Raw genomic sequence first — 21036 nt, forward strand, 5'->3', positions numbered from 1 at the left:
CCGGCTCAGGAGAGGCCGCGGGGAGTGACGACGGGCCACTCGTTGTCGGTGTCGGCGGCGATGGCGAGCCGTTCGCGTACCGGCGCGGGCAGCACACCGCCGCCGAGTGCGCGGGACAGCTCGAACCAGCCCTTGAGGAGGGCCGGACTGTTCGCCATGACCTTGGCCATGTTCGGCACGGACCCGAGCGTCTTCTGTATCTGCGCCAGCAGGGTCGCGGCCTCTCCGGTGGCCGCGCCGGGCTCGATCTGGGGCAGTGTGGACATGGGGTAGTCCCTTTCGGTGGTGGGCGGTGGTGGGGAAGCGGCGCCACGGACCGGACATGACGCCGAGAGGACTCGGTCAGACCCGGCCCTTACCCCTTTCTCCGGTGCGCGAGGTCGGCGGCGGAGAGTCCTTCGACGGCCATGCCGAGTTGCGTTCCCTCGGCGATACGGCGGCTGACGCACGTTCGGCCTGCTCGGCGGTGAACGAGCCGTGGGTGAGCGCCAGATGGCGGGCCCGGTTGAGGCCCAGTGCCTCCTCCCGGACGATGTGGATGCCGTCGCCCGGGACGATGCCGAAGGCGGTGAAGTACGCCGGGTCGGTGGCGGTCACGGTGAACCCTCCAGAGGGAGACGACGGGGAACGAGGAAGCGGGGTGCGAGCCGGATGGTTCAAGTAAGCGAGGTCCCGGGCGCGGAATGCCAGAAGATCCCCAGACGGGTCCCTGTGAGGCGCTATAGGCAGCTGTAATAGCCGCTGGCAGGGCGGCCGGAGGGGCCCCGATCCGAGGAGCCCGGCGACAGTCGTCCCGGAACGGCTGACGCGTCGAGAACCACACCTCCTTGCCCGGACACGGACACGGCGCGCGGCTCGGGTACGGACCGGCGTCCCGGGGAGGTCGGGTGCGGATGCGTCCTGGATCAGCGTCCTGGATCAGCGTGACAGCCGGCCTCCGCGAGCCGCGCGGGACCCGGATCGACGCCGCGAACGCGGACATACGATGACGTTCGTGATCACGGCCGATCAACTGATCCGAGCCGATCAACGGATCCGTCGTACGGGTCCACGTCCCGCGCTCCCCTCCGGCGGCTGCGGGACACCGCCTCGCCACCCGCTCGTACGGCACCGGCGGGCTCTGCTCATGAGCGGCGACCGCCGCAGGTCACTCGGGGAGACCGGCACGCGCGGACGCGCCGATGTAGCGCCCGCACCACGCGGCGAGCACCTCCGCCACGAACTCCGCGTCACGCGGCGCGGTCAGCAGGTGGTTCGCGCCGTCCAGAGCGACGAAGCTCTTCGGATGACGAGCCGCGTCGAAGATGAGCCGGGCGTTCTCGACACCCACCAACTCGTCCTCGGGCGCGTGCATCACCAGAAGCGGAGCACCCAGCCGGGCGATCCGAGCGGCCTGGGGCTGCTCGGCGATGTCGTCGAGGAACTCCCGGCGGATACGGAACACGCGGCCACCCAGCCGCACCCGGGCCTCTCCCGTCCGTTCGATCTCCGCTCTGCTCCCGGCGAGCAGATGGGCGACGTGGGCGGGATCGGCCGGCGCGCCGATCGTCGCCACCGCCCGCACCTCGGGCACGCGCCGCGCGGCGGCCAGCACCGCCGCGCCGCCCAGAGAGTGGCCGACGAGCAGCGCCGGAGCGGTGAAGCGCTGCCGGAGATGGTCGGCCGCCCTGACGAGGTCCTCGACGTTCGACGAGAAGTCGGTGTTGCCGAAATCCCCGTCCGACTCGCCCAGCCCTGTGAAGTCCAGCCGGAGCACGGCCACTTCGCGCCTGGCCATCGCGCGGGAGACCCGTGCGGCGGCGACGGAGTCCTTGCCGCACGTGAAGCAGTGGGCGAACAGCGCGTAGGCGCGCGGTGCGGCGTCGGGCAGATCGAGGCGTGCGGCAAGAGACCGGCCCTGCGAGCCGGTGAACTCGACCCGTCCGAGTTCACCGGCATCCGCGATGTTCCTCACGCCGACCTCCCGGGCCCCGCACCGCGCATGCTCCCCGCATGCGCACGCCCCCACACTGCCTGTCGGCCCCGCGCTGCGGGTAATCGTTCTTGGCTATGGCCGCCATCGTGACTTCTTACGGGGCTCATCCCTCGGCCTCCGGGTCGAGCTCGGTGAAACCCGCGACGAAGCCCGCCAGGGCACGGCTGCGGACATCGGCCTGCCAGACCACCCAGGTGCGCCGCACCAGGGGGTGACCGACGAGCGGTGACCAGGCGACCGTGTCAGGTATGCGCTGCAGCCAGTTCGGCGGCGCCAGCGCAAAGGCCTTGCCCGTACGGACCGCCGCCAGCCGGACCTCCGGAAGCAGCTGCCCTTCTTCGGGGTCGTCGGGGCCGGGATCCAGACCGTGGCTGCGCAGGATCGCCGTCACCTCGTCGTACCAGGCAGGGCTGTCCGAACGGGGGAACCCCAGCCACCGCGACCCGCTGAGGGCGTCCAGCCGGATTCCGCCGGGACCGGACAGCTCGGCCGCCCGTTCCACGGCGAGGAGGACGCCCAGTCTCTCCCTGACCACCAGCATCGCGTCGAAACCGGACCCGCCCGGGCGTTCCCGGAGCAGTCCCACGTCCAGCTCGCCGGCCTCCAGCGCCGCCAGTTGCGCGGCGCTGGAAAGGCGGCGCACCTGGACCCGGGTCTCGGGACCGAGTGAAGCGATTTGCTCGACGACGGGGCCGAGCAGGTCGAAGGGCAGTGAGCCGGGTACGCCCAGGCGCAGGGTGCCGGCGGCTTCGGTGGTCCGTACCGCCATCGTGCGCAGCGCCTGGCCGTGCCGGGCCAGCACGGCGCGAGCCTCCCCCAGCAAGGTCAGCCCCGCTTCCGTGGTCCGCACGCCGGTGCTGGTGCGGATCAGCAGCTTCAGGCCCAGCTGCCGCTCCAGCGCCCCGACCGTCTGGGACAGCGCGGGCTGACTGACATGCAGGCGACGCGCTGCCGCGGACATGCTTCCCTCCTCGGCCACGGCCACGAACGTTCGCAACTCCCGTAGCTCCATTCGCACATCGGATCACAGCCGAGACGGCGGCTTCACCTTTCGGTCAGTGGGATTGCTTATGGTCGCCCTTGGTGATGCAGCTGGCTCCCGGAGTGTTTCCGCACGCTGTGCCCTCGGCGGGCGGTGAGAGCTGTCCGGACGGCAGGCGGGCCCCGGGCTCACGCCGCCGCACCGGCTTCCACCGACGTGCCGGGACGTATCTGCACCCGCAGCCAGGCATACGCCAGGCAGCGGCGTTCGCTCTGATGGAATTCGAACCGCTCCGACAGGTGCTGGATGATTCCCACACCGCGCCCGTGCTCGTCGGGATCACCGCCGGCCCCGCGCCTCGGGGCATGTGCTCCGGTGTCGGCGACGGCCATGCGAAGTATTGCGCCGTCGAGGGTGAGCAGGAGTGTCATGTCGGTGCGGCCGTGCTCGACCGCGTTGACGGCCAGCTCGTCGACGATGAGCACGGCAGCGTCCCGTGTCTCGTCGCCGATCCGCCACAGGCTCAGCAGAGCATCGGCGAAGCGACGCACACTCCTCACAAGAGCCGCCTCGGCGTGAAGTGTCATCGCGGCGGACGTCGGCACCTCCTCGCGGGGTCCTTCCGCCTCTGTGTCCCGGGTCGGCAGGCCCAGCAGAGCGCCTGTCATCGGCATGGGTCCCGTCCTCTCGGCAGGTCCCGAATCGCCTGGTTCTCGGCGAACGGCGGAACCCGGTGCGGGTGGATGGATGTGGATGTGCGGGTCGCCGTCGGCAGGACAGGGAGTGGCGACCCGCACGCCGGGGGCGTCAGGCCTGCTGGTGCGGCCTGACGAGGGGGAATTCGGTGTCGGTGTCGGCGACGATGTTGAAGTAGTTGGTCAGGATGTTGAGTGCGAGGTTGCCGACGACCTCGGCGATCTCGGTGTCGGTGATGCCGACGGCCCGGGCGGCCTTGAGTGTGCCCTCGTCGACTGTGCCGCGGCCTCGGGCGATGGCGTCGGAGAGGGCGAGCAGTGCTGCGGCGTGCGGGTCGGCCGACTCCGCGCGTCGGGCGCGGTCGATCTCGTCACCGTCGAGCTTGGCGACTCGCCTGCCCAGGAAAGTGTGGGCGGACAGGCAGTAGGTGCAGCGGTGGTACTCGGCCGTGGCCAGGGCGAGGCGCTCCCGGACGGCGGCGGGGAGCACTCCGCCGGCGAGCGCGCCGGACAGGCTCATCCACCCCTTGAGCAGGGCGGGGCTGTTCGCCATCGCCTTCGCCATGTTGGGAACGGAACCGATGCTCTCCTTGAGTTCGGCGAGCAGGTCGGCTGCCTCACCGGTGGCCTCGGCGGGGTTGATCTGGGGCAGTGCGGACATCGCGGTCTCCTTCGTTCCTCCGCATCGAACCTAATGGTTTCTGTGCGGATTAGACATTAGAAGCATGACGCAGTGTTCCGCCGTCGTCAAATGGCTGGAGATGGATCCATCCATTAGCCTGGGTGGTAGGCTGGACGTATGACGACTGAGGGTGTGACCACGGGAGCGACGCTGCTGGGGGAACCGCTGCCGGTCGAACTGATGAACACGGTCTCCTTGGACCGCGGCCGCACGTGCGACGCCCTCGACAGTGACGCCGGCGCCGCGGCCTGGCTTCGCGCGGTCGCCCACCGCCTCGGAACCGAGGCCTCGGCAGAGGACGACCAACTGAGCGAGGACGCGGTGCGTCCCGTGGCCGGCGCTCTGCGGGCGCTGCGTGACGCGCTGCGACAGCTGGCAGCGGAGGCGACGCAGGATCCGCGCCCGCCGGCCACCGCCGCGGAACTGGCACGGCCGGAAGCGATCGCCACACTGAACGCTCTCGCGCAGACCTGGGCCCAGCTCGTCTGGCCCACCGACGGACGACCGTCACGCGTCTATCGGGGCCCTGGGACGGTCGCGGACGTGGCCGTGCAGCTCATCGCGCACCAAGCTGTCGAACTCTTCGCCGGACCCGACCTCGATCGTCTGCGCCCCTGCCTGGCGCCGAACTGTCCGCTGTTCTTCGTCAAGAACCACGCGCGCCGGGAATGGTGCTCCCCTGCGTGCGGCAATCGCGTGCGCGTGGCCCGCCACTACCGGCGCCACCACACAGCCCGACAGAGCTGAGTGGCCCGCCGGTTGAGGGGCGCGCCTGAGCGTTCACCGGATGCGAGGTGCGGCGCTCACCGCGCGACGGGAACGACCTGTCGGTGACGACGCTCCCTGCGGGTCCGTCCCGACGTGGCAGTAACGCTCACCCGGCGGGTTGCGGGGGTCACGACGGCGTCGCGGAGGTCCACACGTCCACAGTCGCAACAGCCCTGCCGCCGACGTCACGGGCGGCGAGCACGTCTCGGCGGCCGGCGAGAATGCCCCGTGTACGGCCACCTCCGCCGTCACTCTCCGCCGATGTCCTGGGGCCCGAATCGCACGGGCCGCATCAGGCCGCGGGTGGGTCCTGGGCGCGGATGGCATCGCCGTCGGTGGTGTTTTCGGTCTCGGGAATACGGATCCGCGCTTGATCTTTGAATGCGGTGGCACGGTCGGCGTCGGTTCTGTGGCGTGCGGCCGGCCAAGCCTTGTCCGGACGAGAAGGTACGGTGATCACGCGATGCGGGCGGTGCGGTTTCACGAGTACGGCGGGATCGATGTGCTGCGGGTGGAGGAGGTGGAACGGCCGGTGCCCGGTCCCGGGCAGGTGCTGGTCGAGGTCCGAGCGGCCGGGATCCAGCCCGGCGAGGCGCACATCCGCACGGGCGCGCTGCACGAACGCTGGCCGGCGGCGTTTCCCTCCGGGCAGGGCAGCGATCTGGCCGGCGTCGTGGTGGAGGCCGGCCCGCATGTCCGGGGCTTCGCGGTGGGCGATGAGGTATTGGGCTTCACCCACAGGCGGGCGAGCCATGCGCAGTTCGTCGTGGTCGACGACGTGAATCTGGTATCCCGTCCGGCGGGGTTGGCCTGGGACGTGGCCGGGGCGCTGTACGTGGCCGGCACGACCGCCTACGCCACCGTGTTCGCGGTGGACCCCGGCCCGGACGACACGGTCGTCGTCTCCGGTGCGGCGGGCGGCGTCGGATCGCTCGCGGTGCAGCTCGCGCGGCGGCGCGGCGCCACGGTGATCGGGCTGGCGAGCGAGCGGAACCACGCGTGGTTGAAGGACCGAGGTGTTCTCCCGGTCGCGTACGGGCCCGGTGTGGCCGAGCGGATCCGTCAGGCGTCCGGCGGCAGGGTCGACGCGTTCATCGACACCTTCGGCGACGGCTACGTGGCACTGGCAGTGGAACTGGGCGTGCCACCCGAGCGGATCAACACGATCCGCGACTGGCAGGCCGCGGCCAAGGTCGGCGCGCGGACCTACGGAGAAGGCGCGGCGGCGTGCGCGGCCGTACTCGGCGAGCTGGCCCGGCTTGCCGCGCGCGGACAGCTGGAGGTGCCGATCGCCCGCACCTACCCGCTGGAACAGGTGCGAGACGCCTTCCGCGAGCTGGAACAGCAGCACACCCACGGCAAGATCGTGCTCCGACCCTAGTCACGGCTGCCCGAGGTGGCCATTGAGCGGGCGTCTCGGATCAGCAACTGTGCGTGACCGCCGGCGGCCGGTTGACTCCCCATCAGGTGGCCGCCGGTGAGGGGCGGTGCCCTCTTCCTGTCCGCGCTCGTGCGGTGCGGCAGATCCTGCGCCGGCACCGCAAGGCGCTGCCGCCCGGCCTGCTGCCGCCCGTGGCGCCCATCGAGGAGCAAGGGCCGACCGGTGAATACCGACTGTCGACGCGCCGCCGCCAGGCCCGCGCCGGCTCGATTCCTGCCGAGACCGCATGATCGCCGGATACGAGCTCAGCCGGCCGTAGCGGCGATCGGTTGGCCCCTGCGGGTGCCGATGCCTCGACGGGCGTAGCGTTGGCAGAGAGGGCAAGCCGCGGCGGGGAGCTGGTGAGAGCGATGCCTGAGCGGGCCCAGGCAGTGCTTCGCCTGTTGAGGGAGCACTCGACCATAGCGCCCACCGATCTACCCGAGGCACTGCGGCGCGAGTACGAATCGCTGCAGATCAGCAACCTGACCATCTACCTCGCTGACCTGCAGCAGAATCTGCTGGTGTCGGTGCCGGATTCACGGGTCGAGGCGCCGCGCAGCATGCCCATCGACGGGTCACTCGCCGGTTGGTCGTACCGGACGGCCTCTCCCCGCATCACCGAGGACGCCATGGGACACGGGCTGCTCTTGTGGATGCCCTTGCTCGATGGAATAGAGCGCTTGGGCGTCGTCGCCATCCAGGCCCCGGTGATCGATGCCACCACGATGGAGACCTGCCGCGCCCTGGTGTCCCTGATCGCTCTGATCGTGGTCGACAAGGGCGGATACAGCGATGCCTACATCGCGCGACAGCGCGTCGGCGGGTACATGCGACCCCCCTCAGAGCTGGTCTGGGCCTTTCTCGCGCCACGGACCATCGGTACCGATCGGTTCACCTCCAGCGCCGTGCTGGAACCTGCCTACGACCTCGGCGGCGATGCCTTCGACCACTCCACCCTCGATCACACGGTCCACCTCGGCATCTTCGATTCCATGGGTCACGACCTGGCCGCCGGGCTTGTCACCTCCGTGGCCCTCGCGGCCTGCCGCTCGTCCCGCCGCCACGGGGCAGGACTCGAGGAGATCGCGGTCACCATCGACGCATCGGTTCACGAGGTCTTTCCCGACCGCTATGTCACCGCTGTCCTGGCGAACATGCAGACCGGCACCGGCAGCCTCGAGTGGGTCAACTGCGGGCACCCGACACCCATGCTCATCCGCGGCCAAGATGTACTGCGCGAAGCACTCGGGCGGGAGTCGCAACCGCCGCTCGGCCTGGGAAACATGCAGCCCGGCATGGGTCGCCACGTGTGCCGTTTCCAGATGGAGCCTGGCGACAGCGTCCTGCTGTACACCGACGGGGTCACCGAAGCCCGCTCGCCGAGTGGGATCCGCTTCGGCGAGGAACGCTTCGCCGACTTCATCATCCGCGCCATAGCCGCCGGCGACCCCGCGCCCGAAGCCCTGCGCCGCCTGATTCACACGATCCTGGAACACCACGGCGGCGAGCTCGACGATGACGCGACCATCGTGCTCACAGAGTGGCACCCCTTCCCTCAAGCCCGCAGCCACACCGAGTTCTGAACGCGGAGCCGCCGCGCACCGACCCGGCGCGACCGGCCGCCTGAGAAGACGCACCGCGACGGGCCCGTCACTCGGGGTCCGCGAGGCGGGCGGGCAGCGTGCCCGTCTCGTACGCCAGCACCACGGCGTGAGTGCGGTTGTTGGCGTTCAGTTTCGTCAGCACGTTGCCCACGTGGGTCTTGACCGTCTCCAAGGTGATCGTCAACCGGCTGGAGATCTCCTGGTTGGAGAGCCCTTCGGCCATCAGCCGCAGGATCTCCGTCTCTCGGCCGGTGAGCGTGGCGGCCTGCCGTTTCGAACGGGTGGAGCGCGGCCTCGGTGAGGGTCGGTCCGCGGCGAGGCGCCGGACGGCGGACGGGAACAGGACCGAGTCGCCGGTCGCCACGAGCCGGATGGCGTGGGCGAGTTGTGCCGACGGTGCGCGCTTGAGGATGAAGCCGCTGGCACCGGCCAGCAGCGCGTCCCACACGTACTCGTCGTTCTCGAACGTCGTGATGATGACGACCTTGGGCGGGTCGGGCAGTTCGCCGCGCAGCCGCCGGGTCGCCTCGATGCCGTCCATGCGGGGCATGCGCACGTCCATCAGCACCACGTCGGGCCGCAGCCGGGTCACCAGGGGAAGGACCTCGCTGCCGTCGGCGGCCTCGCCGACGACCGTGAGGTCGGGCTGGGCCGACAGCAGGGCCCGCAGTCCGGTGCGGGTGAGCTCCTCGTCGTCCACCACGAGCACGCTCAGCCTCCGGCCTGGCTCCGCGGCGGATTCCGTCGATGCGTTCACGATCCCGACGGTAGCGGGATCCGGGCGGTGATGTGCCACCGCAAGCCGTCGTCCATGAGCCCGGCCGACACCTCTCCGCGCAGCAGCCGCACCCGCTCGCCGATCCCGGCCAGGCCGTGCCCTTGTCGGCGCGGGCTGCGCGGCACCGCCGCACCGACGTCGACAGGGTTGGTGATCTGCACCTCCAGCCATCCGTCGTATGCGGCCACCCGCAGCCGGATACCGGTCTTCCCGCCGTGCCGCAGCGCGTTGGTCAGGCCCTCCTGGACGATCCGGTAGGCCTCCCGTGACACCGTGGCCGGTACGCGTGCCAGGTCGCCCGTGGTGTCCACGGCCAGGTCGGCGCCCGTCCGGCGCATCCGCTCGGTGAGCGGGCCGAGGCCGGCGAGAGTGGGCTGTGGCCGGGTGGACGGCTGTTCCTGCCGCAGGACGCCGAGGACGTGGTCGAGATCGTCCATGGCGGCCCGGGAGGTCTCCTCGATGCTGCCCAGGGCGCGCAGGGCCGCCTGCGGGTCGCGTTCCAGCAGTTCGCGGGCCACGGCCGCCTGGATGGTGGACGCGGTCAGGGTGTGCCCGATGGAGTCGTGCAGTTCCTGGGCGAGCCGGTTGCGCTGGGCCAGCAGGTTCATCCGCTCCTCGGCCGCGGCGAGCCGCTCGGCGCGGCCGTGTCCGAGCAGGAGCGGGGCAAGCCGCCGCAACCCGGCCGCCAATGCGGCGCTGACGCATGCGGCGATCAGCAGGCATCCCGCCGCCGGCAGCAGGGTCCAGGCGCCCTGCCATCCGTGCGGTGCCCGGACGGTGAACCAGAAGACGGTCAGCCCGCCTCCCGCGCCCAGCCAGACGGCGGGGAACATGACGGCCGCGAACAGGCCGAGTCCGGTCACCGCCGTCACCGCCCCGCCCATGACCATGTGCACCACCAGCCAGGCCGATGTCCGCAGCCAGTCGACCCAGCGGGAGGCGTGCGGCTCCACGGGCGCGGGCAGCCGCACGCCCAGCAACTGGTCGGCCAGCCGCACGCTCGCGCGCCGCGTCGCGCGGGGCCAGGCCATGGCAGCGACCACGACGGCGAAGACCAGGACGAATATGGTGCCGCGCAGGGCGCCCGGCTCTCCCGACGGCGTCGAAAAGGCCGCGACGAGCAGTGGCGGCACACTTGCCGCGGCGCCCAGGAAGGCAAAGGACCAGCCTCGGTATGTGGCCCGACTCACAAGCGGGCGGATCTTCTTGCGCACACTGTGAAGTGTAGGCACATTCCGCCGCACGGGCCTCCCTCGGAAGAGCCAGAAAGGCATCCCGAAAAAGAGGGATGCGAAGATCGCCCGAAGCAGCGATGTGCCGCATTACGCCTGATGTCACAGTGGTCTGCGCCTGCGCCGCCGACAATTTGGAACTGCCGGGTGGTGCAGAAAAAGAACGCATCAAGGCGAAAAGACCGTGCCACCAAGAACACGTCAGGTGATGAGTCCCTCGCATCTCCGCGAGCCGACACGGAAGAGGGGAATTGCGGCCTTCCTTGCCGTCTCCTTCGGTGGAACATGGCTGTGGTTGTTCTTCGCGACGAAGGTACTCGGGGTTTCCCCGGTCAATCCCGTGCTGCAACTTCCGGCCTTCTGCATGCCGGGCCTGGCCGGGCTGGCGGTGCGCCGCTGGGTCACCCGCGAGGGGTTCGCCGACGCCGGGCTGCGACTTCGGCTGAGGTCGGAATGGCGGTACTACCTGGCCGCCTGGCTGGGTCCGGCCTGCCTCGTGGCGTGCACGCTGTGGATTGCGGTCGTGCTCGGCCTGTGGCACGCCAACCTCTCCGGCCCCGGCGGTGTTCTCCCAGGTCCGAAGGAAGCCCTGTCACTGCTGGGCCTGATGGTGGTCTCCGTGGTGCTCACCCCGGTGTACTGGGGGGAGGAGTTCGGCTGGACGAGTTTTCTTCGGCCGCGTCTCTTCAACGGGCGCCTCCTGCCATCCACCATTGTCACGGGACTCATCTGGGCAGTGTGGCACTTTCCGCTGGCGTTCATCGGGTACATCAATTTCTCCCACGTCGTGCTCGGCCTCCTGGTGTGGACCGTCTCGTTCCAGCTTCAGGAAGTGCTCCTGATGTGGCTTTACATACGCAGCGGCAGCGTCTGGGTGGCCAGTCTGGCGCACGCGGGGAACAACATGGTCCTTTCCGTCGTCCTGGGGAAGTACCTGGACCAGGACGCCGGGCTCGGGCCGACGGGACCGATGCTCCTTTCCGCCGTCCCGATGGCGGCAATAGCTCTGTGGATCATCGTGAGTCGACGGCTGACACCGCGCGAGCTCACTCGGCCGACGACTCCGGGCAGGTTCACGTCATGACTTCCACGGCAACCTTTTCCAAGCGCCGGAACAACCAGTCCGCCGTCACCAGGCTCGGCGCCGTCTTCTGGCTCGCCGGAGTGGTGGTCTTCGTGCTCGGAAACGTCATCACACAACTCGGCTGGAAAACCCCGTACAGTCTGCGGAACAACAACATCAGCGATCTGGGGAACATATACTGCAAAAACACCGACGCCGCCGACAATCCGCCGGTTCGATACATCTGCTCTCCGCTGCACTCCTTCTTCAACGTGTCGGCCGCCACCGCGGCGGTGCTCATCGTCCTCGGAGTGATCCTGACCGCGTCGTCCTGGGGGAAGGGTTCCGCGTCGAAGACCGCGCGAATCCTGATCGCCATCGGCGCGTGCGGGTACCTGTCGGCGGCATTGTGGCCCGCCGACGTCAGCCTCAACATGCACACTCTGGGCGCGCTGTTCATCATGGGCGGGGGCAATGTCGGCCTGCTCGTCGCCGCAGCGGCCTTCCGCCGCGGACCGCTCAAGGCCCTTCGGACTCCCACGCTGATCATCGGGACAGTCGCCCTTGCCGCAGCGATCCTGCATTTCAGCCGCGCCTATCTGGGCCTTGGCATGGGAGGCATCGAGCGCGTCGCGGTCTTCGCCCTGGAGGCCTGGCTGGCGATCGTGGCCGTTCACATCCTCCGCGGGACACGGCATTCCGAGGAATCCCGCGCCATCGCCGGCAGCACCGCCCAGGCCCGCCCACCGTGGGGTGGAAAAGGGGTGCAGGAGTTGCCACCGAGCACCCGCCACGAAGGCGATCGGGTGGGCAGCCGCCGGCGGACTTCGGCATGCGGCTGATGGACGCGGGGAAGGTGTTCGGCAGCGTTGTGCCGGCGCCCTGACCGGGCAGGGCGGCGTTCGCGGCCCGGGTGACGAGCCTTGGCTAGGCGTTGTGGTGGACGATCTGGATGAGGTTGCCGCAGGTGTCGTCGAAGACGGCCGTGGTGACCGGGCCCATGTCGGCCGGGTCCTGCGTGAAGACGACACCCTTCTCGCGGAGGCGGGCGGTCTCCTCGTGCACGTCCGTGACCTCGAAGGAGGTGGCCGGGATGCCGTCCTTGACCAGTGCCTCCTTGTAGGGCGGGACGGCGGGGTGGCCGGACGGCTCCAGGAGCAGTTCGGCGCCCTCGGGGTTCTCGGGCGAGACGACGGTCAGCCACCGGGCGCCGCCGCCGAGCGGGATGTCGTTCTTCTTCACGAAGCCCAGCACGTCGGTGTAGAAGCGCTCGGCCTTGTTCTGGTCGTCGACGAATACGTGGGCGACGTAGATCTTCATTTTCCGGTCTCCGGTTCTTGCGGCTTGAGCCAGCGCGAGACGATCTGTTCGAGCGGTTCGGTGGTGAGGTTGTGGAACTTGTAGCGGCCTTCGCGCCGTGTCGTTACCAGCCCCGCGGCCTCCAGTACGGCGAGGTGCTGACTGACCGCCTGACGTGACAGTCCCAGCCCGTGCTTCATGGAGAGCCGCGCGCAGATTTCGAAGAGGGTCTGGCCGTTCCGCTCCGTCAGCTCGTCGAGGATCGTTCTGCGGGTCGGGTCGGACAGCGCCTTGAAGACATCATCTGGCACGCCCCCACCATAGGCAAGTCCTTGCTTGCCTATCAACCGCAGGCCGCCCTCGCATCCGCCGCAGGCTTCTCGGGCGGTGGAGGCGTGCCGTTCCCCCCGAGCAGCAGCGTGGGGGCGGTACGGGACGAGCACTCGCCCGCCGTGCAACGACCGCCGACGCCACCCGTCGCGAGAACATCCCGGAACGCCGGCTACCTGAACCGGATGCCCTCCCAGGGGGTCCGGTGAAGTGAGCGGCGGGCGCAGGAGATCATGACCTGTCATGTGTCAGGTGGTCTGGCCGCGTGCCCGGGCACGCCGGGTTGAGGGGTTATGGGGTAAGGCCGATGAAACTCTGCTTCTTGGTGGAGGAGCAATACCGTCATGACGGCATGCCCGTCGAGGTGATGCGCCAACTCACCTCCTGGGGACACAGCGTGGACGTTCTGCGCCCCGGCAGCTCGCTGGTGCCCGTCTCCGAGGCGGTGCGCAGGGGCAGCCACGACGCGTGGGTGCTCAAGACGGTGTCGGGCGGCCCCGGGCTCACACTGCTGGAGGCTGCCGCAGCCGTCGGGCTCACCACCGTCAACGACGCCCGCGCCATCAGAGGCGTCCGGGACAAGGCGCTGGCCGCCGCGATCGGCCGCAGCCACGGGCTGCCCGTCCCGCTGACGTACGCGGTGGCTCGCTGGGAGACGCTGGCCGAAATACCGGATGCGGACTATCCGCTGGTCGTCAAGCCGGCCGACGGCAGCTCGGGTCGCGGCGTACACCTCGTGTCGTCGCCGATCCGGCTGAAGGAGATGGGAGCGAAGCTGGCAGGCGAGGGCTTCCTGATCGCCCAGCCGTACGTGCCCAACTCCGGAGCCGACCTCAAGGTGTACTGCGTCGGCGGCGAGTTGTACGCGACCGAGCGCTGTTCGCCGCTCCACCCGAGCCGCACGCTCCCCGAACGGCGCGTCGAACTCAGCACGGAGGTGGCGCGGATCGCGGCCGATGTCGGCCAGGTCTACGGGCTCGACCTGTACGGCGTGGACGTGCTCCTGGGTCCTGACGGTCCGGTGGTCGTGGACGTCAACGACTTTCCGAGCTTCCGCAAGGTCCCCGACGCGCCGGCCCGGGTGGCGAGGGCCATCCTGGAACTGGCACGCGACGGAGGTGCGGCGCCGCCGCCGGCCACCGTCATGACGTCTTTGCGCGCCGCCCGGACTCCGGCGCAGATGCCTGCGGCCGTCGGAGAGGCCATATGAGGGTCGGTCTCATCACGCCGCGGCCCGACCATCCACTGCTGGCCGCCACAACCGCTCTTCTGACGCCCCGCCACACGGTCGAGTGGATCGACCCCGCTGACGCGGCGGCACAGCGCATCCCCGACACACCGGCCGACGTCTACCTCCTCAAGGCGCGTACGGCGCCCGCTCTCGCCCTGGCCAGAGCGCTGGAGGAGCGCGGCGCTCCCGTGGTGAACTCGTCCTCTGCCACAGCGTTCTGCCAGGACAGAACCCGCATGGCGGAACTGGCGGTGTCCGCGGGGCTGCCGTTCGCGCGCAGCACAACCGTCGCGAAGCTCCGGCAGCTCACCGCCGAGCCCGGACTCAGGTATCCGCTGGTGGTGAAGAGCCGCCACAGCAGACGCGGTGACCTCATCGCGCGGATCGACGACGCCGGGCGGCTCCATGACCTGTGCGGCCAGTGGGCCGACGAGCCGGTGGTCGTACAGCCCTACACCGCCAACGACGGCTGGGACCGCAAGCTCTGGGTGATAGGCCGTCAGGTGTTCGCGGCGCTGCGACGCTCCGAGCTGGCCGGCGACCCCACTGCCGGGCGTGAGACCGTGTCGCTGGCCCTCCGTGAACTCCCCAAGGGGTGGCTGGAGATGGCGAGAGGGATCGGCCCGCTCTTCGGGCTCGAGGTGTACGGGGTCGACCTGATCGACGCCGGCGGCGACTCACCGCGGATCGTGGACGTCAACGCCTTTCCCGGGGTCCGCGGCCAGATGGGTGCCCCCGAGGCACTGACGGCACTCGCACTGCGCACCGCGGAGGAGAAGGGGGGAGGGAGAGTCGGGCTCCGGGCAGCCGGACCGCCGTTCACGTGAGCCGTCCCCTCGCCCTCCGTCTCCTCGGACCATGAAAACCAGGTCAGCGACTTCTCCCGGACGAATCCCGCATCTTTGTGAGGATGCCGTGGGCGACCGAACGGCGGCCTGTCGCCGCGTCCCCGCTCTGCCTACCCTTCCGTATCCATGACAACAGGACACCAGGGAACGACCCGCAGACGCTTCCTGACGGGTGCCGGTGGCGCGGTGGGCGCGCTCGCGTTATGGCCGCGGGCCGCTGCTGCCGCAACCCCCGCCGGACAGCACGTCGCCGTCCTCGGCGGCGGCGTCTCCGGACTCAGCGCCGCCCAGGAACTCGCCGAACGCGGATACACCGTCACCGTCTACGAGTACTACGACGTCCTCGGCGGCAAGGCCCGTTCGATGGACGTCCCGCACACCGGCACGGGCGGCCGCAGACCCCTGCCCGGCGAACACGGCTTCCGCTTCTTCCCGGGCTTCTACCGGAACCTGCCGGACACCATGCGCCGCATCCCCTTCCCCGGCAACGCCAACGGCGTCCACGACAACCTCCGCAGCGGTACCGAGGCGCTCTTCGCCCGCGAGGCGGGCCGCCCGGACCTCCACTTCCCCCTCAGGCGGGTCACCACCCCGCCGGCGCCCGGCGACATCACCCCGTCCTGGATCCGCGACCAGATCCTCTCCGTCCTCGACCTGGGCAGCCGGCTGCCCGCGCACGAGGCCGCCTACTTCGCCGACCGCGTCCTCGTCCACCTCACCAGCTGCGACGCACGCCGCGAGGACCAGTGGGAGAAGACCTCCTGGTGGGAGTTCATCCGCGCCGAGCGGATGAGCGAGGAGTACCGCACGCTCCTCGGGATCGGACAGACCCGCAACCTTGTCGCCACCCGCGCCCAGATCGCCTCCACCCGCACCGTCGGCCGCGTCATCATCGAGGCGCTGCTGCTGTGGGGCCTGCTCGGCCGCGGCATGGACGGCGACGCGGACATCGACCGGGTGCTCAACGCACCCACGAGCGAGGCGTGGATCGACCCCTGGTCCGCACACCTGCGCTCCCTGGGCGTCCGGTTCGTGCTCGGCACGCAGGTGCGCGAAGTGCTGTACGCGGGCGGGCGCGTCACCGGCGTGAGGGTCTCCGCCCGTGACGGGAGCGACGAACGCACCGTCACCGCCGACCACTACGTCAGCGCCATGCCCGTCGAGCACGCCCGGCGCACCTGGGGCACCGCCCTGCGCGCGGCCGACCCGCAACTCGCCCGGTGCGACGCGTTGCAGACGGACTGGATGACCGGTGTGCAGTTCTACCTCGGCACGCCGACCCCCGTCGTCCACGGGCACATCAACTGTCTGGACTCACCCTGGTCGGTGACGGCGATCGGGCAGGCGCAGTTCTGGGACGTACGGAACTTCTCGAGCGACTACGGCGACGGACGCGCCCACGACTGCCTGTCCGCGATCGTCTCGGAGTGGGACCGGCCGGGGATCCTGTACGGCAAGACGGCCCGTGAGTGCACGCGTGAGGAGATCGTCGAGGAGTGCTGGGCGCAACTGAAGGACGCCCTGAACGACTCCGGCAAGACGACGCTCACGGACACCGACCGGCTCGGCTGGTTCATGGATCCGGCCGTGACAGGGCTCGGCGGTCCCGATCCGCAGAACCGCGAACCGCTGCTGATCCATCCCACGGGGACGCTCTACAACCGCCCGTCGGCGAGAACCGCCGTACCGAACCTCTTCCTCGCCGGCGACTACGTCCGCACCGACGTGGACCTGGCGACGATGGAAGGCGCCAACGAGTCGGCGCGACGGGCCGTCAACGCGCTGCTCGACCAGGACGGCTCAAACGCCGAACGATGCCGGATCTGGGAGCTGTACCGCCCCCAGGAACTGGAGCCCCTCAAACGCATCGACGAGGTGCGCTACCGGCTCGGCCTGCCCAACACCTTCGATCTGGGCTGAGGAGGAAGGCCGCTGCCGCCGAACGGCAGCGGCCCAGCCGGGGCCCCCGAGCTGCCGATGACCGAGTCCGACGGCGGGTGGACGCGCCCGCCTACGACACCCTGGTCCAGGGTGTGCGGACTTTCCTCGACCGGCACCAGCCGACTCCGGGAGTTCCCGGGGCGTCCTATCGAGCGGGTCGTTCGGGGATCGTCGGAATGATCTTCTCGGCGATGGCGGAGAGGCGGCTGTCGTCCGGGAGCGCTCCGGACTCGCTCCACACGGTGATGTCGTAGTAGCCGCCCCGGTCCTTCCGGTCGAGGGCCACGGTCAACGTCCTGGCGAGGGGGCCCTGTTCGACCGGTCCGCCGGTTCCGCCGGTTGCGCCGGCCCCGAGACTGATCTCGATCTTCATGGTGTGGTCCGAGGACAGGACGGCGGGCCGCCCGAGGACGGTGAGCGTCCTGACGTCCTGCTCGCCCCCGAACCTCATCAGCTTCACGTACTGGGCGGTCGTCATCTCGTTGTACGTGGCCGAGAGGTTCACGGAGTACGTGTCGAACGTGATCTTGGCCTCCGGCAGGGCGACCTTCCCGTCGGTGAGGGGAGCGGTGCCGTTGGTGCCCGAGGCCGTGTCCGCGATCTCTCCTGGGGTACCGAGGAGCTGGGCCAGATCGGGCCGGTTGAGTGCCTTGCACAGCTCGTCGCCGGTCACGGCCCGGGAGTTCTGGCGGTAGGCCGTGGGCAGTTCCTCGTGGTCCCCGCTCGGGCACGAGACGGCCTTCGGCGTGCTGTCGGCGGATGTCAGCTTGTCCGGAACCAGCCACAGCGCGGCCCCGATCGCCGCGAACACGGCGACGGCCGCGACGGCCTGGAGCCACGCGTTGGGCTCCTTCTCCTGAACGGCCCTCTCCGGAACGGCCTTCCCCGGGACGACCCTCCCCGCAGTGGCGTTCTCCGCAGCGGCGTTCTCCTGAGCGGCCGGGTCCGGGTGAGGCCCCGCTTCCGCCTGGACCTGGGCCTGCGTCCCGGCGGAGGCGTCGCCCCCCGCCGTGCCCGCGGCGTTCACGTGTGTCGCCGCCGCACCCCGGTTCCGGCGTGCGCGCAGCGCACGGATCACCCCGGCGACGCGGATGGCCGTGAACACGAGTAACACCGCACCGAGACCGGACGCGCCCCAGTCGTGGTCGTGGACGCCGAGATACATGATGCGCACGCCGAGTACGGACCCGAGCACGATGAGCAAGGGCTCGCGGACCCAGAAGGGCAGGAGCCGGAGGAGGAAGCCGAGCATTCCTAGATCTGATCATGACAAGGTTGCATTCGCCATGGTGGAAGCCATGATTCCGTAAAAAAGCTCGACCTCCACTGGACCAGGCGGTGCCGGCGATCCGTCCGGCGTGGCGGTGTCTCGGTGGTACCCCTCGATGCCTTTGGCGAGGCGCTGTGCTTGCCTCGGACGGGAAAGCGCGTCAGCCTCTTCGAAGTCGAGCGTTCTGCTGTCGGCAAAGACAGTCGCGGCCGTGATGGCGTGGGCGACAGGATCGTTCCATGCAGCCGGTCTTCGTTCTCGTGCACAGTCCGTCCGTGGGCCCCTTGACGTGGCACCCTGTGGCCGAACACCTGACCGCCTCCGGATACCAGGTGCGGGTGCCGTCCCTGCTGAACGTGGGCGCCGGTGCTCCGCCCTTCTGGCCCCGCGTCGTCGACTCGGTGCGCGACGATCTGCGGCGGGTCCCGGCCGGCAGCCCGGTCACGTTGGTGGCACACAGCAACGCGGGCCTGTTTCTCCCTGTGATCCGCTCGGGCCTCGACCATCCGGTGACCAGCTCGGTCTTCGTCGATGCCGCGCTGCCGGCCCGGATCGGCCCGACGCCCGTCGCCTCACCCGAGTTGCTGGAGTTCGTCCGCCCGATGGCCGTGAACGGCAGGCTGCCACGCTGGACCGACTGGTGGGACGAGGCAGACGTCGCACCCATGTTCTCCGAACCGGTGATGCGGCAGAAAGTCGTCGAGGAGCAGCCCACCCTGCCGCTGTCGTACTACGAGCAGCACATCCCGGTCCCCGACGGCTGGGACGACCATCCCTGCTCGTACTTGCTGTTCGGCCCGCCGTACGACGACTGCGCCGTCGAAGCGCGCGAACGCGGCTGGCGCGTGGCGCACCTGCCCGGCGCGCACCTCCATCAGATCGTCGATCCTGCCGGCACGGCACGGCACCTCGTCGAACTCACCACGACGACCTGGGCCGGCTGATCCACTTCCGATGGACGCCCTGGTGAAGGCAGCCGGGCCGGTTCACTACGTCACTCGTCCCATGGCCGCTCAGGTGTAGGTGGAGATTTCGACCAGGTTGCCGTCCGGATCGCGCAGATAGGTGCTGAGGACCGGGCCGAGGGCGCCGGTGCGCGGTACCGGGCCTTCCTCCACGGGTGCGCCGCAGGCGGCCAGGTGGGCCAGCACCTGCTCCTGCGGAGCCTCGGTGACCAGGCAGAGGTCCGCGCTGCCAGGGGTCGGGCGAGCGGCGTGAGGGAGGAGTTCCCGGCCGGCCTCGTGGAGGTTGATCTTGCTGTTGCCGAAGGACAGCGCGCGGCGCCCGTTCCCGAAGGTGACGGCCCGCATGCCGAGGACCTCCTGGTAGAAGGCGATGGTCCGTTCGACGTCGGCGACGGTCAGCACCAGGTGGTCCAAGTCGCTGATCACGATCCCCGGCTCGGGGGCGTACCGGGCGAGCTGCTCGGCGCAGGCCTCCCACGCGGAGGCGGACAGCAGTTCGCGTGAACGGGCGAACAGGCGGTACAGGGCCGGGCCGTGGGCTTCGGCCAAGTCGGCGTTGTGGGCCAGTACGTCCAGCTCGTTGGCAGCCGTGATCTCCAGGACGGCGCGTACGTCGGCCTCGGCCGGTGTGTGGTCGCGGCTCGTGAAGCGGTCGCGGAAGGTCACCGGGCGCCCGGCGCCCAGGCGTGGGTGGACGACCGCCCGGTCGCAGCTCGCGTACAAGTACACGAGAGCCTCCGCACGGTCACCGATCAGTTCGGTGAGCACCGCGCGCTCGGCGGTGTCCAGGAGCGCCCCATCGAATCCGTCCGTCCCGTAGGCGGCGTGGCACAACCCCGCGAGCTGGACGGCCGGCTCGGCGCCCCAGGCCGAGAGGAGTCGGGCGACGCGGCGCAGGTGGTCCAGGAGAGTCCCGCCGGGGTGGGGCATCCGGTCGGCCCCGTGCGCGCACAGGAACGCCTCGATCCGGGGCCGGTGCGCAGGGGCGGACCGTGACATCACGCCCCTCGCCGTACGGACTGCGCCACCTCGGCGACCAGCCGGGCGGTGGCCGGGGTGGCGACGCCGTAGGAGGCTCCGGCGCGTAGGACGGCGCCGCCGATGGCGTCGAGTTCGAGCGGCCGGCCGGCCTCGGCGTCGCGCTGCATCGAGGACTTCATCGTCTCGGGGACGCGGTCGAAGAAGGAGAGCAGGCCGTCGGCGGTCAGATGCGCTCCGGCGGCGCGGGCCACGGCCGCGATCTCGTCGAGGACGGTGAGCAGTTCGGAGCGGTGCCGGCTGCGTACGGTGCCGGCATCGGTGTGGTGACGGGTGGTCAGCAGGGCGAACGCGGCGAGGAAGGCCAGCTTGTCCCAGAGCATCGCGCTCTCGTCCTCGCGCACGGTCACGCCCAGTCCGGCCTGCCGCAGCGGCTCCGCGAACTCCTCGGCCGGGGCCGCGAGTTCGAGGTCGGCGAACGGGCTGGTGTGGGTGATGCGACCGGGTGAGGTACGGGTGGCTTCGACCCGGATGGCTCCCGCGACGACGCGGGCCGAGGGAAGGCGCTCGCGCAGCAGGGTCAGATGGTCGAGGCCGTTGAGCAGCGGGACCACGACCGCCGTGCCGACCACCTCGGGCGGAATGCGATCGAGCGCCTCGGCGAGCGCGGTCTGCTTGACCGTCACGAAGATCGCGTCCACCGGCTCGCGCAGCTCGGTGTCGGCCTCCACCGCCGTGGTGAACGTCCCGTACTGGCCGCTGTCGACGTGCAGCCCGTCCTGACGCAGTGCGGCGACGGTCCGCTCGCCGGCCAGGCAGATGACGCGGTGCCCGTCGCGGGCGAGCAGCGCGCCGATCAGGCCGCCGACGCCGCCCGGGCCGAGAACGGCCACTGTCAGCTTGGTCGTGCTCACATGTGCTCCTGTCCTGAGAGGCCGGGAAGCCGGTCGGCCCGTGGCGGGTCGGCACCCG

Annotated in this window: 23 protein-coding genes; 10 read left to right on the forward strand and 13 right to left on the reverse strand. The window is 70.2% G+C overall.

Annotation, left to right across the window (positions count from 1 at the left end):
* Positions 1-5: 5 nt before the first annotated feature.
* From ABZ484_RS20805 to ABZ484_RS20830, 6 genes are all read right to left on the reverse strand, one after another.
* On the reverse strand, positions 6-266 hold the full coding sequence (locus ABZ484_RS20805) for a hypothetical protein (protein WP_358867367.1): 261 nt from the start codon (positions 264-266) through the stop codon (positions 6-8).
* A gap of 76 nt (positions 267-342) precedes the next feature.
* Entirely contained in the window at positions 343-597 is a 255-nt protein-coding gene (locus ABZ484_RS20810) for a hypothetical protein (RefSeq protein ID WP_358867368.1), read from the reverse strand.
* Between the two features lie 550 nt (positions 598-1147).
* The gene (locus ABZ484_RS20815; RefSeq protein WP_358867369.1) at positions 1148-1954 is read right to left on the reverse strand and encodes an alpha/beta hydrolase; all 807 of its coding nucleotides are present in this window, start codon (positions 1952-1954) and stop codon (positions 1148-1150) included.
* 124 nt (positions 1955-2078) lie between these two features.
* Entirely contained in the window at positions 2079-2987 is a 909-nt protein-coding gene (locus tag ABZ484_RS20820; protein ID WP_358867370.1) for a LysR family transcriptional regulator, read from the reverse strand.
* 158 nt (positions 2988-3145) lie between these two features.
* Positions 3146-3631, reverse strand: coding sequence for an ATP-binding protein (locus ABZ484_RS20825; RefSeq protein ID WP_358867371.1), 486 nt, complete (start codon positions 3629-3631; stop codon positions 3146-3148).
* Between the two features lie 133 nt (positions 3632-3764).
* The gene (locus ABZ484_RS20830) at positions 3765-4313 is read right to left on the reverse strand and encodes a carboxymuconolactone decarboxylase family protein (protein ID WP_358867372.1); all 549 of its coding nucleotides are present in this window, start codon (positions 4311-4313) and stop codon (positions 3765-3767) included.
* A 138-nt stretch (positions 4314-4451) separates the two neighbouring features.
* Between ABZ484_RS20830 and ABZ484_RS20835 the strand changes: the two genes are divergently transcribed.
* The 4 genes from ABZ484_RS20835 to ABZ484_RS20850 all read left to right on the forward strand — a co-directional run bounded on the left by ABZ484_RS20835 (position 4452) and on the right by ABZ484_RS20850 (position 8108).
* Positions 4452-5081 (forward strand): ABATE domain-containing protein, encoded by a 630-nt coding sequence (locus tag ABZ484_RS20835; RefSeq protein WP_358867373.1) that lies wholly within the window; start codon positions 4452-4454, stop codon positions 5079-5081.
* A 484-nt stretch (positions 5082-5565) separates the two neighbouring features.
* A complete protein-coding gene (locus ABZ484_RS20840) occupies positions 5566-6483 on the forward strand; it encodes an NADP-dependent oxidoreductase (RefSeq protein WP_358867374.1) in 918 nt (305 codons plus the stop codon).
* Between the two features lie 134 nt (positions 6484-6617).
* Entirely contained in the window at positions 6618-6773 is a 156-nt protein-coding gene (locus tag ABZ484_RS20845) for a hypothetical protein (RefSeq protein ID WP_358867375.1), read from the forward strand.
* Positions 6774-6893: 120 nt separating this feature from the next.
* On the forward strand, positions 6894-8108 hold the full coding sequence (locus ABZ484_RS20850) for a PP2C family protein-serine/threonine phosphatase (protein ID WP_358867376.1): 1215 nt from the start codon (positions 6894-6896) through the stop codon (positions 8106-8108).
* Between the two features lie 67 nt (positions 8109-8175).
* On the opposite strand, the gene ABZ484_RS20855 is transcribed toward ABZ484_RS20850, so the two are convergent.
* A complete protein-coding gene (locus tag ABZ484_RS20855) occupies positions 8176-8886 on the reverse strand; it encodes a response regulator transcription factor (protein ID WP_358867377.1) in 711 nt (236 codons plus the stop codon).
* Entirely contained in the window at positions 8883-10121 is a 1239-nt protein-coding gene (locus tag ABZ484_RS20860) for a histidine kinase (protein ID WP_358867378.1), read from the reverse strand. The genes ABZ484_RS20855 and ABZ484_RS20860 overlap by 4 nt, the downstream gene beginning before the upstream one ends.
* Before the next feature lie 313 nt (positions 10122-10434).
* Here ABZ484_RS20860 and ABZ484_RS20865 point away from each other — a divergent pair, with 313 nt between their 5' ends.
* Both ABZ484_RS20865 and ABZ484_RS20870 read left to right on the forward strand, forming a co-directional pair.
* Positions 10435-11223, forward strand: coding sequence for a CPBP family intramembrane glutamic endopeptidase (locus ABZ484_RS20865; protein ID WP_358867379.1), 789 nt, complete (start codon positions 10435-10437; stop codon positions 11221-11223).
* On the forward strand, positions 11220-12044 hold the full coding sequence (locus ABZ484_RS20870; RefSeq protein WP_358867380.1) for a DUF998 domain-containing protein: 825 nt from the start codon (positions 11220-11222) through the stop codon (positions 12042-12044). The genes ABZ484_RS20865 and ABZ484_RS20870 overlap by 4 nt, the downstream gene beginning before the upstream one ends.
* A gap of 85 nt (positions 12045-12129) precedes the next feature.
* Here the strand turns inward: ABZ484_RS20870 and ABZ484_RS20875 are convergent, their stop codons facing one another.
* Together ABZ484_RS20875 and ABZ484_RS20880 are read right to left on the reverse strand one after the other, a co-directional pair.
* Positions 12130-12522, reverse strand: a complete 393-nt coding sequence (locus ABZ484_RS20875) for a VOC family protein (RefSeq protein ID WP_358867381.1) — start codon at positions 12520-12522, stop codon at positions 12130-12132.
* Positions 12519-12812 (reverse strand): metalloregulator ArsR/SmtB family transcription factor, encoded by a 294-nt coding sequence (locus ABZ484_RS20880; protein ID WP_030185504.1) that lies wholly within the window; start codon positions 12810-12812, stop codon positions 12519-12521. Before ABZ484_RS20880 ends, ABZ484_RS20875 begins: the two co-directional genes overlap by 4 nt.
* A 326-nt stretch (positions 12813-13138) precedes the next feature.
* Between ABZ484_RS20880 and ABZ484_RS20885 the strand changes: the two genes are divergently transcribed.
* The 3 genes from ABZ484_RS20885 to ABZ484_RS20895 all read left to right on the forward strand — a co-directional run bounded on the left by ABZ484_RS20885 (position 13139) and on the right by ABZ484_RS20895 (position 16830).
* Positions 13139-14041 (forward strand): hypothetical protein, encoded by a 903-nt coding sequence (locus tag ABZ484_RS20885; RefSeq protein ID WP_358867382.1) that lies wholly within the window; start codon positions 13139-13141, stop codon positions 14039-14041.
* A complete protein-coding gene (locus ABZ484_RS20890) occupies positions 14038-14889 on the forward strand; it encodes an alpha-L-glutamate ligase (protein ID WP_358867383.1) in 852 nt (283 codons plus the stop codon). The genes ABZ484_RS20885 and ABZ484_RS20890 overlap by 4 nt, the downstream gene beginning before the upstream one ends.
* 147 nt (positions 14890-15036) lie before the next feature.
* Positions 15037-16830 carry an FAD-dependent oxidoreductase gene (locus ABZ484_RS20895; protein WP_358867384.1) on the forward strand — a complete coding sequence of 598 codons (1794 nt, stop codon included), beginning with the start codon at positions 15037-15039 and terminating at the stop codon, positions 16828-16830.
* 166 nt (positions 16831-16996) lie between these two features.
* Here the strand turns inward: ABZ484_RS20895 and ABZ484_RS20900 are convergent, their stop codons facing one another.
* Positions 16997-18103: a DUF6215 domain-containing protein gene (locus ABZ484_RS20900; protein ID WP_358867385.1), complete on the reverse strand. Its 1107-nt coding sequence runs from the start codon at positions 18101-18103 to the stop codon at positions 16997-16999.
* A 293-nt stretch (positions 18104-18396) separates the two neighbouring features.
* Here ABZ484_RS20900 and ABZ484_RS20905 point away from each other — a divergent pair, with 293 nt between their 5' ends.
* Complete coding sequence (locus ABZ484_RS20905; RefSeq protein ID WP_358867386.1) at positions 18397-19065, forward strand: alpha/beta hydrolase; 669 nt, start codon at positions 18397-18399, stop codon at positions 19063-19065.
* 69 nt (positions 19066-19134) lie between these two features.
* Here the strand turns inward: ABZ484_RS20905 and ABZ484_RS20910 are convergent, their stop codons facing one another.
* Complete coding sequence (locus ABZ484_RS20910; protein WP_358867387.1) at positions 19135-20085, reverse strand: VOC family protein; 951 nt, start codon at positions 20083-20085, stop codon at positions 19135-19137.
* The gene (locus tag ABZ484_RS20915; RefSeq protein WP_358867388.1) at positions 20085-20978 is read right to left on the reverse strand and encodes a 2-dehydropantoate 2-reductase; all 894 of its coding nucleotides are present in this window, start codon (positions 20976-20978) and stop codon (positions 20085-20087) included. The genes ABZ484_RS20910 and ABZ484_RS20915 overlap by 1 nt, the downstream gene beginning before the upstream one ends.
* Between the last annotated feature and the right edge of the window lie 58 nt (positions 20979-21036).

Source organism: Streptomyces sp. NPDC006393 (assembly GCF_040628575.1).
Lineage (GTDB): Bacteria > Actinomycetota > Actinomycetes > Streptomycetales > Streptomycetaceae > Streptomyces.

Coding starts and splice junctions, on each gene's coding strand:
- ABZ484_RS20830 (WP_358867372.1), bottom strand. CDS start 4,313: ATGTCCGCACTGCCCCAGATCAACCCCGCCGAGGCCACCGGTGAGGCA.
- ABZ484_RS20890 (WP_358867383.1), top strand. CDS start 14,038: ATGAGGGTCGGTCTCATCACGCCGCGGCCCGACCATCCACTGCTGGCC.
- ABZ484_RS20900 (WP_358867385.1), bottom strand. CDS start 18,103: ATGCTCGGCTTCCTCCTCCGGCTCCTGCCCTTCTGGGTCCGCGAGCCC.
- ABZ484_RS20850 (WP_358867376.1), top strand. CDS start 6,894: ATGCCTGAGCGGGCCCAGGCAGTGCTTCGCCTGTTGAGGGAGCACTCG.
- ABZ484_RS20885 (WP_358867382.1), top strand. CDS start 13,139: ATGAAACTCTGCTTCTTGGTGGAGGAGCAATACCGTCATGACGGCATG.
- ABZ484_RS20895 (WP_358867384.1), top strand. CDS start 15,037: ATGACAACAGGACACCAGGGAACGACCCGCAGACGCTTCCTGACGGGT.
- ABZ484_RS20825 (WP_358867371.1), bottom strand. CDS start 3,631: ATGCCGATGACAGGCGCTCTGCTGGGCCTGCCGACCCGGGACACAGAG.
- ABZ484_RS20875 (WP_358867381.1), bottom strand. CDS start 12,522: ATGAAGATCTACGTCGCCCACGTATTCGTCGACGACCAGAACAAGGCC.
- ABZ484_RS20870 (WP_358867380.1), top strand. CDS start 11,220: ATGACTTCCACGGCAACCTTTTCCAAGCGCCGGAACAACCAGTCCGCC.
- ABZ484_RS20805 (WP_358867367.1), bottom strand. CDS start 266: ATGTCCACACTGCCCCAGATCGAGCCCGGCGCGGCCACCGGAGAGGCC.
- ABZ484_RS20910 (WP_358867387.1), bottom strand. CDS start 20,085: ATGTCACGGTCCGCCCCTGCGCACCGGCCCCGGATCGAGGCGTTCCTG.
- ABZ484_RS20820 (WP_358867370.1), bottom strand. CDS start 2,987: ATGGAGCTACGGGAGTTGCGAACGTTCGTGGCCGTGGCCGAGGAGGGA.
- ABZ484_RS20840 (WP_358867374.1), top strand. CDS start 5,566: ATGCGGGCGGTGCGGTTTCACGAGTACGGCGGGATCGATGTGCTGCGG.
- ABZ484_RS20835 (WP_358867373.1), top strand. CDS start 4,452: ATGACGACTGAGGGTGTGACCACGGGAGCGACGCTGCTGGGGGAACCG.